General features: G+C 62.6%; 13 protein-coding genes and 1 pseudogene. 11 read left to right on the forward strand and 3 right to left on the reverse strand.

Annotated elements, in window-relative coordinates:
- Nucleotides 1-82: 82 nt before the first annotated feature.
- Complete coding sequence (locus EN861_RS20935) at nucleotides 83-2560, forward strand: caspase domain-containing protein (protein ID WP_135865330.1); 2478 nt, start codon at nucleotides 83-85, stop codon at nucleotides 2558-2560.
- Between the two features lie 142 nt (nucleotides 2561-2702).
- Here EN861_RS20935 and EN861_RS20940 read toward each other — a convergent pair whose 3' ends face one another.
- The 3 genes from EN861_RS20940 to EN861_RS20950 all read right to left on the reverse strand — a co-directional run bounded on the left by EN861_RS20940 (nucleotide 2703) and on the right by EN861_RS20950 (nucleotide 5887).
- Nucleotides 2703-3344: a transglutaminase-like cysteine peptidase gene (locus tag EN861_RS20940; protein ID WP_189343685.1), complete on the reverse strand. Its 642-nt coding sequence runs from the start codon at nucleotides 3342-3344 to the stop codon at nucleotides 2703-2705.
- Nucleotides 3345-3741: 397 nt separating this feature from the next.
- Nucleotides 3742-5154 (reverse strand): metalloprotease TldD, encoded by a 1413-nt coding sequence (gene tldD, locus EN861_RS20945; RefSeq protein WP_135865332.1) that lies wholly within the window; start codon nucleotides 5152-5154, stop codon nucleotides 3742-3744.
- A 172-nt stretch (nucleotides 5155-5326) separates the two neighbouring features.
- Nucleotides 5327-5887 carry an invasion associated locus B family protein gene (locus tag EN861_RS20950; protein ID WP_127281239.1) on the reverse strand — a complete coding sequence of 187 codons (561 nt, stop codon included), beginning with the start codon at nucleotides 5885-5887 and terminating at the stop codon, nucleotides 5327-5329.
- A gap of 259 nt (nucleotides 5888-6146) precedes the next feature.
- Here EN861_RS20950 and coxB point away from each other — a divergent pair, with 259 nt between their 5' ends.
- From coxB to ispH, 10 genes and pseudogenes are all read left to right on the forward strand, one after another.
- On the forward strand, nucleotides 6147-7160 hold the full coding sequence (coxB, locus tag EN861_RS20955) for a cytochrome c oxidase subunit II (RefSeq protein WP_189343686.1): 1014 nt from the start codon (nucleotides 6147-6149) through the stop codon (nucleotides 7158-7160).
- 38 nt (nucleotides 7161-7198) lie between these two features.
- Nucleotides 7199-8851 carry a cytochrome c oxidase subunit I gene (gene ctaD / locus EN861_RS20960; RefSeq protein ID WP_127279327.1) on the forward strand — a complete coding sequence of 551 codons (1653 nt, stop codon included), beginning with the start codon at nucleotides 7199-7201 and terminating at the stop codon, nucleotides 8849-8851.
- A 75-nt stretch (nucleotides 8852-8926) separates the two neighbouring features.
- Nucleotides 8927-9871 carry a heme o synthase gene (locus EN861_RS20965; RefSeq protein WP_135865336.1) on the forward strand — a complete coding sequence of 315 codons (945 nt, stop codon included), beginning with the start codon at nucleotides 8927-8929 and terminating at the stop codon, nucleotides 9869-9871.
- Entirely contained in the window at nucleotides 9868-10035 is a 168-nt protein-coding gene (locus EN861_RS20970; protein ID WP_189343687.1) for a hypothetical protein, read from the forward strand. Before EN861_RS20965 ends, EN861_RS20970 begins: the two co-directional genes overlap by 4 nt.
- Entirely contained in the window at nucleotides 10035-10667 is a 633-nt protein-coding gene (locus tag EN861_RS20975) for a cytochrome c oxidase assembly protein (RefSeq protein WP_135865338.1), read from the forward strand. The genes EN861_RS20970 and EN861_RS20975 overlap by 1 nt, the downstream gene beginning before the upstream one ends.
- 1 nt (nucleotide 10668) lies before the next feature.
- Nucleotides 10669-11550 carry a cytochrome c oxidase subunit 3 gene (locus EN861_RS20980; RefSeq protein WP_127279330.1) on the forward strand — a complete coding sequence of 294 codons (882 nt, stop codon included), beginning with the start codon at nucleotides 10669-10671 and terminating at the stop codon, nucleotides 11548-11550.
- A gap of 80 nt (nucleotides 11551-11630) precedes the next feature.
- Nucleotides 11631-11753 (forward strand): annotated as a pseudogene (locus EN861_RS36845) (L,D-transpeptidase family protein); the annotation flags it as partial.
- A gap of 18 nt (nucleotides 11754-11771) precedes the next feature.
- A complete protein-coding gene (locus EN861_RS20985) occupies nucleotides 11772-12158 on the forward strand; it encodes a DUF983 domain-containing protein (protein WP_027142361.1) in 387 nt (128 codons plus the stop codon).
- Nucleotides 12155-12910, forward strand: a complete 756-nt coding sequence (locus EN861_RS20990) for an SURF1 family protein (protein ID WP_167531498.1) — start codon at nucleotides 12155-12157, stop codon at nucleotides 12908-12910. The genes EN861_RS20985 and EN861_RS20990 overlap by 4 nt, the downstream gene beginning before the upstream one ends.
- A gap of 88 nt (nucleotides 12911-12998) precedes the next feature.
- Nucleotides 12999-14009: a 4-hydroxy-3-methylbut-2-enyl diphosphate reductase gene (ispH, locus tag EN861_RS20995; RefSeq protein ID WP_135865340.1), complete on the forward strand. Its 1011-nt coding sequence runs from the start codon at nucleotides 12999-13001 to the stop codon at nucleotides 14007-14009.
- Nucleotides 14010-14014: the final 5 nt, after the last annotated feature.

The raw sequence follows: 14014 nt of genomic DNA on the forward strand, positions 1-14014 counted from the left end.
GTGCGGGTTCCTAATTTCGCATCTTTGGGAAACATTTCGGCCCATTCGCCGTTACTAATATGAACCGATGGCGATAACGGACATGCAGACCCTTCAGAAATTCACCGGCCTCATCATCGTTCTTATCTTTTTCGCGGTCAGCTCCTCGACCGGAGCCCTCGCGCAAGGTGAAAAGCGCTTGGCGTTCGTCATCGGCAATGGCGCGTATCAGGCCGGCGAGCTCGCGACCGCCGCCAATGATGCGGGCCTGATCGCGCAGACCTTGCAGGCGGCCGGGTTCGATGTGGTCGGGGCGCGCGATGTCGATCAGGAATCGCTGCGCGGCGCATTGCGCGATTTCCTCGGCAAGGTCTCCGCCGCCGGTCCCGACGCGATTGTCTTCGTCTATCTCGCCGGCCACGGCGTGCAGTTCGAAGGCGAGAATTACTACTTGCCGATCGATGCCCAGATTGCCAGTCCAGCCGACGTGCCGCTTCAGGCGATGCGGCTCTCCGATGTCACCAAATCGCTGGCCGGATTGCCGACGAAGGTCAACATCGTCGTGCTTGACGCGGCGCGGCCAAATCCCTTCCCGAAGTGGAAAGAGCCGCTGGCCGGCGGCCTTGCGTTGGTCGATCCCGACCCGAACATGCTGATTGCCTTCAACGCCGCTCCCGGAACGGTCGCGCCCGAAGGCAAAGGCCCCTACGGTGCCTATGCCCAGGCGCTGGCCGAGATGATACGCCAAGGCGGATTGTCGCTTGACGACGTGTTCGACCGCACACGATTGCGTGTCAACGAGGTGACGCAAGGTGCGGAAGTGCCGTGGAACGCCTCGAAAATCGTCACGCCTTTCGTCTTCTTCGACCGCGCTGCGGACGCGCCCGCGCCCAAGGTCTCGGAGGCCGACTCCCGGTCCAATCGAACCAGGGCGATCCGCGATTTCAATGCTCATGACGCCTATGTCGCGGCTCTCGATCGCGACACGATGCGCGGCTACGATGATTTCCTCGTCACTTATCCACACGATCCGATGGCCAAGCGCGTGCGCGCCATCATCGCCGCGCGGCGCGAGGCGATCACGTGGCGTGAGACCTGGCTGCAGGACACCCCGGAAGCCTATTGGTCTTATCTGCGACGCTATCGGCATGGTCCGCATGCCTGGGACGCGCGCTGGCGGCTCGAGCATTTCGACGCTGCGCTGGAACCGCCGGAGGAATTCACCGTCTATGACTATGATTTGCCGCCGCCGCCGGAGGAGGAAATCGTCTACGTCGACAGGCCGGTGCTCTATTTCGACGATCCCGATTTCGACTTCGAGCCGCCACCGCCGATCGCGGTGATCTTCCTGCCGCCGCCGCCGCCGGAATTCGTCGTGTTGGAAGCGCCTCCGCCGCCGGTTGACGTCTTCGTCCTGCCGACACCGGTATTCGTGCCGATACCTGTGTTTATCAATCCGCCGCGTCACATCGTGCCGCCGCCGAACGACATCATCTTCAACAACATCCACAACACGACCGTCATCAACAACATCAACACGACGATCAAAAACGAGACCATCAATCACAATGCTCAGGGTGGCCTCACGACAGGCCAGAAGACGGCCGGAGGCACGGTTGGGGCCGGCCCGGCTGCACTGGCGGCCAGGGTCGCGCTGCCGCCGCTGCTGAAAAAGAGAGTGGCCATGTCCGGTCAGGCCCCGTCCGGTCAGCAACAGGGCGGCTTGCCGCCGAAGCCTGGCCAACGTGTGATACAGGGCCAGCAACCTGATGCCGCGACTCCGCTGTCGAAGACCTTGTCGACCGGTAAGCTTGAAACCGATCACGCCTTGCCAGGAGCCAACGGTAGAAAGCTGCCGCTCATCAACGGTAGGCCGGCGCTGAACGACGAGAATTTGCCCAGCAACAAGTCCAGGAAGCAGCTTGGCAAGCAAGGCATCGTAGGCCGCAACCAAGAGGCGACTGGAAATGCCGGTGCAGCTGTTACCGGAGAGCAGGGCACAGCTCGGCAGAACGGCAAGAAGTTCCGCAAGCTGCCGACCGTCAACGGTGCTCCGGCCGAAAATCGGCCTGGCGTGCAGGAGCGGCTCAGGAAGAACAATCCGGAGGTGTTCTCCAACCAAGGTCAAGGCCCGGCCAGCGGAAACGACAAGAGCAGGAAGCTCCGCAGACTGCCGACCGTCAACGGTGAGCCAACCGACAACGGACCGGGCGTGCAGAAACGGTTCAGCAGGAACAATCCGGCGGTGTTCTCCGACGAGAATCAGGGCTCCGCCAGCAGGAACGACAGGGGCAGGACGTTGCGCCGGCTGCAGAACAGCGAACAGGGGGCCGCCGGCCCGGAGGTTAACGTCCAGCGCAACCTCAAGATCAGGCCGAACGAGAATGCGCAGCGTCAGTTGAGACAGGAAAGGCCTAACGAGCAGGTGCTCCGGCCGCAGAGATCGGAGCCGAAGCCGGAATTCCGGGCGCAGCCGAGACAGCAGATGCAAGAGCGGCGTCTCCCGCAGGAGCAGCCGCCACAGCAGCTCAAGAAAAAGCCGTCTTGCGGAAAGCAGGGCGAACCGGCCTGCAACCAGTAGGCTGCCGCGGCCGGGAGTCGCCCTTTCCGTTCGCGGGGCGAACATCCTTGCTCGTTGCCAGACAGGGGGCCTCTGGTGTGGCGCATCAGCCCGTCAAAGGCGATCGCTCCGGCCGCTCAGATTACGCGCTTGGCGGCATCCGTCAGGTTTTCGGCGTGCCGCCTCGCTGGTTGACCGACTGCCAGACATTCGGATTCTGCTGCGACTGACGTTTCAGAAAGTAGTAGCCGGTCGCGTTCCAGGGCCTGATTTCGTCGACCATATTGTCGAGGACGAGATCGCCTTTGTCGGTTTTCACCGTCAGGATGGTGTGGCCCTCATTGTTGAGGTCGCGCACGACCGTCATCAGCAGCGCCTGTCTGGGAAATCCAGCCTCCTGAAGGAGCTTGCGTTTGTAGAGTGCGTAGATCTTGCAATCGCCCTTGCCGTCAACCGGGTAATCCCAATGGTCCGCCATTGTGCCCCAGTGATCGAAATTGCTGACGGGTTCGATGGCGCTGTTCGCCTTCTGATTTATCCGCTTGAGGATGCGGAGGTTCCGTGCTGTCAGCTTGACATTCGCGGCCGGCAGAGCGGGCACCTTGCACTCTTTTGGCCGGCGATGACAGAAGTCGATCCAACCGTAGGGGACGCTGGTGCTTCCACCCACGGCGGCGGCAGAAGATTGCGTCGATCGCGCCTTGAACCACGTCGACTGTGCTGCCGCCGGACTGGCTTGCAGCGCTGTCGCGCCAATCAACGAAACGAAGCCAAGCAGGAAAGACGAAGTCAGGACGGGCCGCATTGCCAAAACCACCACCGCAACGAGGAACTGGTGCTGCGTTCGTGCGCAAAAGGCAGCCCAAGCAGTCAAAGACCTAATAATGTCTTAATGTGGATTGTGTTCGCTTCAAGGTCGCGGCCGGGATTCAGGTTGGGAACGCCGGCAATAGCCTGTCGCTGAGAGAATACGCTCGACGAAGGCAGGCACCATCCGTGTCGCCGGCCGCTCGATCTGTTCGTCGAAACGGGAGGCCCAGCCGGCGCATTTCAGGTTGAGTTCGATCGTCAAGGCGTCGGCAGCGCGCCTCCTCGACCAACCCCGCCGCCGGCTAGACGCTGCCGCTCGTTTCTATCGCCACGAACAGGTCGAAATGCGTCACCGCTTCGCCGATTTCTTCCACGCCGAACGGCGCCGAGCCTCAAACCCGGGTGCCACCGACCGTCATCTGGTTCATCCTCAGATGCGGCTGGCCGACGCCGACCGGCACGCCCTGGCCGGCCTTGCCGCACATGCCGATGCCATTGTCGAGCTTCATGTCGTTGCCGACCATCGAGACGCGGTGCATGGCGTCAGGTCCGTTGCCGATCAGCATGGCACCCTTGATCGGCTGCGTCACCTTGCCGTTCTCGATCATGTAAGCCTCGGTGCAGCCGAACACGAATTTGCCCGACGTGATGTCGACCTGGCCGCCGCCGAAGGAGACGGCATAGATGCCGTTCTTGACCGAGGCGATGATCTCGTCCGGCTCCATGTCGCCCGAGGTCATGTAGGTGTTGGTCATGCGCGGCATCGGCTGGTGCGCATAGCCTTCGCGCCGGCCATTGCCGGTGGCTTTCATGCCCAACAGACGCGCGTTCTGCCGGTCCTGCATGTAGCCGACCAGCTTGCCGTCCTCGATCAAAACGTTGCGGGCCGAAGGCGTGCCTTCATCGTCGACGGTGAGCGACCCGCGCCGCTCGGCGATGGTGCCGTCGTCGACGACGGTGACGCCCTTGGCGGCCACCTGCTGCCCCATCAGGCCGGCGAAGGCCGAGGTCTTCTTGCGATTGAAATCGCCTTCCAGCCCGTGCCCAACGGCTTCGTGCAGCATCACGCCCGGCCAGCCGCTGGACAGCACGATGTCGAAAGTGCCCGCCGGGGCCGGGATCGCCTCGAGGTTGACCAGCGCCTGCCTGAGCGCCTCCCTGGCGGCGTGCTTCCAGCTGTCCTCGACCAGGAAGTCGCCGAACGCCTTTCGCCCGCCCATGCCATAGGAGCCGCTCTCCTGGCGGTCGCCATCGCCGACGACGACCGAGACGTTGACGCGGACCAGCGGCCTGATATCGCGCACCACCTGGCCGTCGGCGCGCACGATCTCGATATGCTGCCAGGATGCGGCGATCGAGGCCGTTACCTGGCGCACGCGTGGATCCTCGGCGCGCAGCCAGGCGTCGATTTCCTGCAGCAGCTTCCCCTTGGCCTCGAAGGAAGGCGAGGGGATCGGGTTCTCGTCGCCGTAGAGATGGCGGTTGGTGCGGGCGGGGGCCGCGGCAAGCGTGCCGGAATACCCACCCTTGACGGTCGACACGGCATTGGCCGCGCGCAGCAGCGACGCCTCGGACAGGTCGCTGGAATGAGCGTAGCCGCTGGCTTCGCCGGCGACCGCACGCAGGCCAAAGCCCTGGTCGGTGTTGAAATTGGCGGTCTTTAGCCGGCCGTTGTCGAACATCAGCGCCTCGCTCTCGCTGTATTCGAGGAAAAGCTCGCCGTCGTCGGCGCCCTTGATGGTGTCGGCGACGATCTGCTTGATGCGGTCGTCTGAAATGTCGAATTGGCCGATCAGGCTGTTCATGGCGCGTCCGTCCGTGGGATGATTGCTTTCCCCCGATGTAGGCGTGAAGCCGCGCCCGCACAATCGGCAATGAAGATCAGCGCCGACGAATGACATCGTCCGCTCGATGGCAAGGCATGCATCCGGGGTCGGCAAAAGCCGCGTCCAGGTCTGGTTCAGCGCGAGGCCGCGATCAGGGCAGGGCGGCGAAACCCTCGGCGAAACCCTTGAGGTCGACCGGGATGCCGATGCCTTCCTCAGGCGTCTGGAAGACGATGAACGTTGCCGACGTGCCGGTCTTCAGCGTGTCGAGCAGGGGCTTTTCGAGAATGACCTCGGCATAACACCCGTCCTGGAAGCAGCGCACGAAATAGGCGCGGCCGATGTCCTTGCCGTCGACGTTGAGACCGAGGCCGTTCGGCAACAGCACGCCGAGCGGCGCCAGCACGCGCAGGATCTCGGCCTTGTTGTCGGCGGTGCGCAGCACGACGACCGAAAGCCCCATCTCCGGACGGTCCTCGGCGACGACGTTCTGCATCATCACGCATTGTTCCGAGGTCGCGCCGGCCGGCGTGTCGCAGATGATCGACCATGCGCCATGCGTCGACTTGACCGTGCCGCTCGGCTGGGCCGCATTGGCCTGCCCGGCGACGAACAGACCGGCCGCCGACAGGACGGCGAGAAACATGGCGTTTGCCAGGGTTCTCGAAAGTCTCAGTCGCGTATGCCTCAGTCTCGAAAGCCAAGAGTTCATGACGGCTCCATTGCGAATCACGGCACTTTAAGCTGCGCCAATGCCAAGTAAAGGACGAGACCGCGGCCGGACTGTCCCGAAACAGGCAATACAGCGCTTTTCCCTGTCAAATTCGCCTGAATTACGACGCTCTGCGGGCTCCGCCAGCGTAGGGCGGACAGCCCGCCGAACATACGCGATTCGCCACCATCGCCATTGCCTTCGAAGAGCCATGTCAGCTTGCGCGCAAAAATGCCGCACGGTTTCGACCGCTCCTTTCTTGCGGAGGGAAAAAGAGTATGGTTTGAACCACCTTGAGACTGTCGGGATTCCCGTCCCGGCATTGTTCGTTATTCTCGTTGGCGCAGCCGCGAGGAACTGGGAGACGAAGAGGGCGATGAGAAATTTCCTAGCTGGCGCCAGGTTTCTAGCAAGTGCCAAGTTTCTGAGTGCTTGCGCCGCCACGATTTTTGCCGGCACATCCGCCCAAGCCGACCAGCCCGTGGAGTGGGAGACCACCTTCCAGGCGCCGGCGACCGACATGATGCGGCAGATCGAGTGGTTCGGAAACTACACGATGTGGTTCATCGTTCCGATCACCATCCTGGTGCTCCTTCTCCTCGCCTACTGCATCGTGAGGTTTCGCGCGAGCGCCAACCCGGTTCCCTCCAAGACCAGCCACAACACGCTGATCGAGGTGATCTGGACCGTCGGCCCGGTCGTGGTCCTGCTTTGCCTGGCCATTCCCTCGTTCCAGCTCTTGACCGCGCAGTACACGCCGCCGGAAGAGGCCAAGCTCACCGTCAAGGCGACCGGCAACCAGTGGAACTGGGACTACGAATACCAGACCGACAACACGCTCGCCTTCAACTCCGCGATCCTCCAGGACGGCGACCGCGCCAAGGCCGGCAAGGAAGACCGCAAGGTCTATCCGCGCCTGCTCGCCGTCGACAATGAACTGGTGGTGCCGGTCAACACCATGACCCGCGTGCTCGTCACCGCGACCGACGTGATCCACTCCTTCGCCATGCCGTCCTTCGGCATCAAGATCGACGCCATTCCAGGCCGTACCAACGAGACCTGGTTCAAGGCGGAGAAGGAAGGCTTGTATTATGGCCAGTGCTCGCAGCTCTGCGGCAAGGACCATGCCTTCATGCCGATCGCCATCCGTGTCGTCTCGGATGCGCAGTTCAAGACTTGGCTGGCGGCAGCCAAGACCGATCTGCCGGGCGCCAACAAGACGCTCATGGCCGAGGTCGATGGCCAGAACAAAGTAGCGGCCGCCGGCAATTGATGCCGCGGTTTAGCAAGATTTAGGGAACGGAGCGGAACATGGCAGACGCTGCAGCTCACGACGGGCACGACCACAAGCCGTATCATGGCTGGGTGCGGTGGGTTTATTCGACCAACCACAAGGACATCGGTACGCTCTACCTGATCTTCGCGATCATGGCCGGTATCATCGGCGGCGCGCTGTCGGTCGCCATCCGCATGGAGCTGCAGGAGCCTGGCATCCAGATCTTCAGCGGCCTGGCGCAGATGGTCTACGGCATGAACGGTGACGCCGCGGTCGACGGCGGCAAAAGCATGTACAATGCCTTCGCCACCGCGCACGCCCTGATCATGATCTTCTTCATGGTCATGCCGGCGCTGATCGGCGGTTTTGCCAACTGGATGGTGCCGATCATGATCGGTGCGCCGGACATGGCGTTCCCGCGCATGAACAACATTTCGTTCTGGCTGCTGCCGCCGGCCTTCATCCTGCTGCTCACCTCGATGTTCGTGCCGAGTGCGCCGGGCGCCTACGGCGTTGGTGGCGGCTGGACGCTCTACCCACCCCTCTCGACCTCGGGTCAGCCCGGTCCGGCCATGGATCTGGCGATCCTGTCGATCCACATCGCCGGCGCCTCCTCGATCCTCGGCGCCATCAATTTCATCACCACGATCTTCAACATGCGCGCCCCTGGCATGACGCTGCACAAGATGCCGCTGTTTGCCTGGTCGGTGCTGGTCACTGCGTTCCTGTTGTTGCTGTCCCTGCCGGTTCTGGCCGGCGGCATCACCATGCTGCTCACCGACCGCAATTTTGGCACCACCTTCTTCGCTCCCGATGGCGGCGGTGATCCGCTGCTGTTCCAGCACCTGTTCTGGTTCTTCGGCCATCCGGAAGTCTACATCCTGATCCTGCCGGGCTTCGGCATCATCAGCCATATCGTCTCGACCTTCTCGAGGAAGCCGGTGTTCGGTTATCTCGGGATGGCTTACGCCATGGTCGCGATCGGCGCCGTCGGCTTCATCGTCTGGGCGCACCACATGTACACGACCGGCCTGTCGCTCGACACGCAGCGTTATTTCGTCTTCGCCACCATGGTCATCGCGGTGCCGACGGGCGTGAAGATCTTCTCCTGGATCGCAACGATGTGGGGCGGGTCGATCTCGTTCAAGACGCCGATGCTGTGGGCGCTGGGCTTCATCTTCCTGTTCACCATCGGCGGCGTCACCGGCGTCCAGCTGGCCAATGCCGGCCTCGACCGGTCGCTGCATGACACCTATTTCGTCATTGCCCACTTCCACTACGTGCTGTCGCTGGGCGCGGTGTTCGCCATCTTCGCCGGCTGGTACTACTGGTTCCCGAAGATGACCGGCTACATGTACTCGCCCGTCATCGCCAACACCCACTTCTGGGTCACCTTCGTCGGCGTCAACCTGATCTTCTTCCCGCAGCATTTCCTCGGCCTCGCCGGCATGCCGCGCCGCACCATCGACTATCCCGATGCGTTTGCGGGCTGGAACTATGTGTCGTCCATCGGTTCTTATATCTCGGCCGTCGGCGTCCTGATCTTCCTCTACTGCGTGTTCGAAGCCTTCCAGAAGAAGCGGGTGGCCGGCGCCAATCCGTGGGGCGAGGGTGCAACGACGCTTGAATGGCAGCTGCCTTCGCCGCCGCCCTTCCACCAGTGGGAGCAGTTGCCGAAGATCAAGTAAGGCGGCTTCCCCTCGAATGCGAAACCGCCGGTCCGCCGGCGGTTTTGGCCAACGGAATAATGGACTTCAGTACGCATGGCCCTAGTCGACGAAACCAGCATTGACGAAGCGGGCTTCCGCATGTCGGAAGCGACGGCGGGCGATTTCTTCGCCCTCCTGAAGCCGCGCGTCATGTCGCTGGTGGTGTTCACCGCCTTTGTCGGGCTGGTCGCCGCACCGGTGACCATCAATCCGCTGCTGGCGGTGATAGCCATCCTGGCCATTGCGATTGGGGCTGGCGCCTCCGGTGCCCTCAACATGTGGTACGACGCCGACATCGACGCGGTAATGACCAGGACCGCCAGCCGCCCGGTCCCGTCGGGCCGTATCCAGCCGCACGAGGCGCTCAGCTTCGGCCTGGTGCTTTCGGTCCTGTCGGTGATGACGCTCGGCGTGCTGGTCAACTGGCTGGCCGCCACGCTGCTGGCCTTCACCATCTTCTTCTATGCCGTCGTGTACACGATGTGGCTGAAACGCTCGACGCCGCAGAACATCGTCATCGGCGGTGCCGCGGGCGCCATTCCTCCGGTGATCGGCTGGGCTGCGGTGACCGGGTCGGTCAGTTTCGAAAGCATCATCCTGTTCCTGATCATTTTCCTTTGGACGCCGCCGCATTTCTGGGCGCTTGCGCTGTTCAAGTCCGAGGACTATGGCCGCGCCGGCATCCCGATGATGCCGAACGTCGCTGGTCATGCATCGACCCGTCGTCAGATTTTCGCCTATGCATTGGTGCTGGCCCCGGTTGGCGTGGTGCCCTGGCTGCTCGGCTACACGACGCCATTCTATGGCATGGCCGCTCTGCTGCTGGGCGCTGGTTTCGTCTGGTATGCCTGGAAAGTGCTTGGCATGGTCGACGATGACCGCGCCATGAAGCCGGCCAAGGCCCTGTTCGCCTATTCGCTGCTCTATCTCTTCGCCATCTTCGCCGCCTATCTGGCCGACAGTGTCGTCGAACGCGCGCTTGCCATGGGTGGGGCATGACCATGGTCGAGAAAGAACTCGAGACGGTCACGTTGACCGAGCGCCAGAAGAAGGCCCAGCGCAGCCGTTCCGTCGCGATTGGCGTGGCGCTGGCTCTGCTGGTCGTGATTTTCTACATCGCGACGATCGTGAAGTTCGGCCACAATTTGTCGGGCAAGATGTGATGAGCGCCGAGACGCCCAGAAAGACGGCGGGCAAGACCAGCAACCGCGTCGTCGCGGCTGTCTGCCTCGCCTTCTTCACCGGCATGATCGGCATGGCCTATGCAGCCGTGCCGCTGTACAAGATGTTCTGCCAGGCGACCGGTTATGGCGGCACGACGCAGCGTGTCGAGAAGCAGTATGCCGGCCGCGTGCTTGACCGCGAGATCACCGTCCGCTTCGATGCCAACATTGCCGGCGTGCCGTGGGAGTTCCAGCCGGTCCAGCGCTCGATGACCATGAAGATCGGCGAGACCGTGCAGGCACATTATCAGGCCACCAACAAGTTCGATCGCCTAGTCACCGGCCGCGCCACGTTCAACGTGCAGCCGGAACTGGCGGGCCCTTACTTCAACAAGGTCGAATGCTTCTGCTTCACCGATACGACGCTGAAGCCCGGCGAGACGCTGGACATGCCGGTCCTGTTCTATGTGGATCCCGACATCGTGAACGTGCCGGAACTGAAGGACATCAAGACGATCACGCTGTCCTATACGATGTTCCCGGTCGAGAAGAACAAGCCGGTCGCCTCCTCGGAGCCGGCCAAGGGCAATAGCAAGACAGTTTCAGATACCGAAGGAAATCTCGGGGGTTGATATGGCAGACGCGCACGCAAAACCACACCATGACTACCATCTCGTCGACCCGAGCCCGTGGCCTTTCCTGGGATCGGTCGGGGCGCTTGTCACCGCTTTTGGCGGTGTCTGCCTCATGGAATACCTGAAGGGCGGTTCCTTCCCGATCTTCGGCTTCAACATTGCCAATCCTTGGCTGTTCTTCATCGGCATCGTGATCGTGCTGTACACCATGTTCGCCTGGTGGTCGGACACGATCAAGGAAGCGCATGAGGGCCACCACACGCGCGTCGTGTCGCTGCACCTGCGCTACGGCATGATCATGTTCATCGCCTCGGAGGTGATGTTTTTCGTCGCCTGGTTCTGGGCCTATTTCGATGCCAGTCTTTTTGCCGGTGAGGTGCAGAACTACGCGCGCCACACGTTTACCGGTGGTGTCTGGCCGCCGAAGGGCATGGAGGTTCTCGATCCCTTCCACCTGCCGCTTTACAACACCGTCATCCTGCTGCTGTCGGGCACCACGGTCACCTGGGCGCATCACTCGCTCATCCATGGCGACCGTAAGGGGCTGGTCAACGGCCTCGTGCTGACCGTCGGCCTCGGCATGCTGTTCACCATGGTGCAGGCCTACGAGTACATGCACGCGCCGTTCGGCTTCAAGGATTCCATCTACGGCGCCACCTTCTTCATGGCGACCGGCTTCCATGGCTTCCATGTCATCATTGGCACCATCTTCCTGCTGGTCTGCCTGATCCGCGCGATGAAGGGCGACTTCACCCCCAAGCAGCATTTCGGCTTCGAGGCGGCCGCCTGGTACTGGCACTTCGTCGACGTGGTCTGGCTGTTCCTGTTCGCCTCGATCTACGTCTGGGGATCGGTCGGCGCGGTGATCGAGGGCCACTGATCCAGCCTTTGGGATTTCGATTTGGGGAAGGCGGTCGCGGCAACGTGGCCGCCTTCTTCTTTTCGGCGCTATGATTGTCGTGGTGGGGCTGGCTGCTTCAATTGGTCGACTGGACCGACGGCTGCATTGCGGTTACGGACTCCGACATGGACGAAATCTGGGCAATGGTGGCCGATGGGACGCCGATCGATGTCGAGCAATGACCATGAATGAAGACAACCATGAGTGAAGATAGGGCGATCTGGCCTCCGATCGATCCGATTTCGGCCGGCCTGCACGGCCGTTGCCCGCGCTGCGGCGAGGGGCGGCTGTTTTCCGGCTTCCTCACCGTCGGCAAGCGCTGCGTCAATTGCGGCCTCGACTATTCCTACGCCGATGCCGGCGACGGGCCGGCGGTGTTCGTCATCCTGATCATCGGCTTCATCATCGTCGGGCTGGCGCTCTGGGTTGAAGTGACGCTGAGCCCGCCGCTCTGGCTGCATCTGCTGATATGGATCCCGCTCGCCCTGGTGCTGTGCCTGACGGCGCTTCGCTTGATCAAGGGCGTGCTGCTCACCCTGCAATACCGCAACAAAGCGGCCGAGGGTCGGCTGGATCGCGGCGAATGAGCGAAGCTTCCGCCAAGGCCGGCGGCCGTTCGCGGCCGAGATCGGCGCTGTTGATCGCCCTTGGCCTTGTGCTGTTCTTCATCCTGCTGGCGCTCGGCACCTGGCAGGTCCAGCGCCTGCACTGGAAGGAAGGCCTGCTGCAGACCATCGACCAGCGCACCCATTCGGCGCCGTTGCCGCTGGCAGAGGTCGAGAAGGAATTCGCCTCGACCGGCGACGTCGACTACACGCCGGTCACGGTCACCGGCACTTTCCTGCATCCCGGCGAACGGCACTTCTACGCGACCTGGGAAGGGGATGCCGGCTTCAACGTCTACACGCCGCTGGCCCTCGACGATGGCCGTTTCGTTCTGATCAACCGTGGCTTTGTGCCCTACGACCTCAAGGATGCCGCCAAGCGTGCCAAGGGACAGCCAACGGGCAAGGTCACGGTCACCGGGCTTGCTCGCAACCCGCTGTCGGCAAAGCCCTCGATGATGCTTCCCGACAATGACGTGGCCAAGAACATCTTCTACTGGAAGGACCGCGACGTCATGGCCGCGAGCGCCGGCCTGCCGGCTGGGTTCAAGCTGGTGCCGATCTTCATCGATGCCGACAAGACGCCTAACCCCGGCGGTCTGCCGGTCGGAGGCGTCACCATCATCGACCTGCCGAACAGCCATCTGCAATATGCTGTCACCTGGTACGGGCTCGCCGCCGCGCTTGCCGCCATACTCGTCCTGCGGCTTCGCCGGCCCGCGAAAGAGGACTGAGCGCGAGCGACGCCCCCCTTTCTACACAGACCCTTGACAGGGCGGGGGTGGGCACCTCATTTCGGCGCTGACGAACCGGCAGGATTTAATGCTTCACACAACCGCCAAGCCTCCTCTGACGATCCGGCTCTGCCAGCCGCGCGGTTTTTGCGCGGGCGTCGACCGTGCCATCCAGATTGTCGTGCTGGCACTGAAGAAATATGGCGCGCCGGTCTATGTCCGCCACGAGATCGTGCACAACCGCTACGTCGTCGAGGGGTTGCAAAGCCTTGGCGCCGTGTTCATCGAGGAACTTTCCGAAATCCCGGCCGAACATCGGCAGTCGCCCGTCGTCTTTTCGGCGCACGGCGTGCCCAAGTCGGTGCCGGCGGACGCGCAGGCGCGCAACCTGTTCTATCTCGATGCAACCTGTCCGCTGGTCTCCAAGGTCCACAAACAGGCGATGCGGCATCAGCGGCTTGGCCGCCACGTTCTGCTGATCGGCCATGCCGGGCACCCCGAGGTGATCGGCACCATGGGACAGTTGCCGGAAGGCGCGGTAACGCTGATCGAGACCGAGGCCGATGCCGCCCGGCTTGTGCCGGCCGATCCCGAGGCACTCGGTTTCGTCACCCAGACAACGCTCTCGGTCGAGGATACTGCCGGTATCATCCGCGCGCTGCAGGAACGCTTTCCGGACCTGCAGGCGCCGGCGGCGGAATCGATCTGCTATGCCACCACCAACCGCCAGGAAGCGGTAAAGGACACGGCCCCCGGTGCTGACCTCTATCTGATCGTCGGCGCTCCCAATTCCTCGAATTCGCGCCGCCTCGTCGAAGTTGCCGAACGCGCCGGCGCCGCCATGTCGCTTCTCGTGCAGCGCGCCGCCGAAATTCCGTGGAATGACATCGGCAGCATTTCGACGCTCGGCCTGTCGGCGGGAGCATCGGCGCCGGAGATCATCGTCGACGAGATCATCGACGCGTTCCGTCAGCGTTTCGATGTGACCATCGACCTGGCCATCACGGCCACCGAAACAGAGGATTTTCCGGTCATGCGGGTATTGCGCGATGTCGAACTGACGACGGCCGACATGGCCTTCGTCAACGGGGCCGCGTGAACGGC

This window comes from Mesorhizobium sp. M8A.F.Ca.ET.218.01.1.1, from assembly GCF_004791165.1.
Classification (GTDB): domain Bacteria; phylum Pseudomonadota; class Alphaproteobacteria; order Rhizobiales; family Rhizobiaceae; genus Mesorhizobium.

Bases quoted from the DNA above. Each gene is read 5' to 3' on its own strand.
- EN861_RS20935 (WP_135865330.1), top strand. From the start codon at position 83: ATGCAGACCCTTCAGAAATTCACCGGCCTCATCATCGTTCTTATCTTT.
- EN861_RS20940 (WP_189343685.1), bottom strand. From the start codon at position 3,344: ATGCGGCCCGTCCTGACTTCGTCTTTCCTGCTTGGCTTCGTTTCGTTG.
- tldD (WP_135865332.1), bottom strand. From the start codon at position 5,154: ATGAACAGCCTGATCGGCCAATTCGACATTTCAGACGACCGCATCAAG.
- EN861_RS20950 (WP_127281239.1), bottom strand. From the start codon at position 5,887: ATGAACTCTTGGCTTTCGAGACTGAGGCATACGCGACTGAGACTTTCG.
- ctaD (WP_127279327.1), top strand. From the start codon at position 7,199: ATGGCAGACGCTGCAGCTCACGACGGGCACGACCACAAGCCGTATCAT.
- EN861_RS20965 (WP_135865336.1), top strand. From the start codon at position 8,927: ATGGCCCTAGTCGACGAAACCAGCATTGACGAAGCGGGCTTCCGCATG.
- EN861_RS20970 (WP_189343687.1), top strand. From the start codon at position 9,868: ATGACCATGGTCGAGAAAGAACTCGAGACGGTCACGTTGACCGAGCGC.
- EN861_RS20975 (WP_135865338.1), top strand. From the start codon at position 10,035: ATGAGCGCCGAGACGCCCAGAAAGACGGCGGGCAAGACCAGCAACCGC.
- EN861_RS20980 (WP_127279330.1), top strand. From the start codon at position 10,669: ATGGCAGACGCGCACGCAAAACCACACCATGACTACCATCTCGTCGAC.
- EN861_RS20985 (WP_027142361.1), top strand. From the start codon at position 11,772: ATGAGTGAAGATAGGGCGATCTGGCCTCCGATCGATCCGATTTCGGCC.
- EN861_RS20990 (WP_167531498.1), top strand. From the start codon at position 12,155: ATGAGCGAAGCTTCCGCCAAGGCCGGCGGCCGTTCGCGGCCGAGATCG.
- ispH (WP_135865340.1), top strand. From the start codon at position 12,999: ATGCTTCACACAACCGCCAAGCCTCCTCTGACGATCCGGCTCTGCCAG.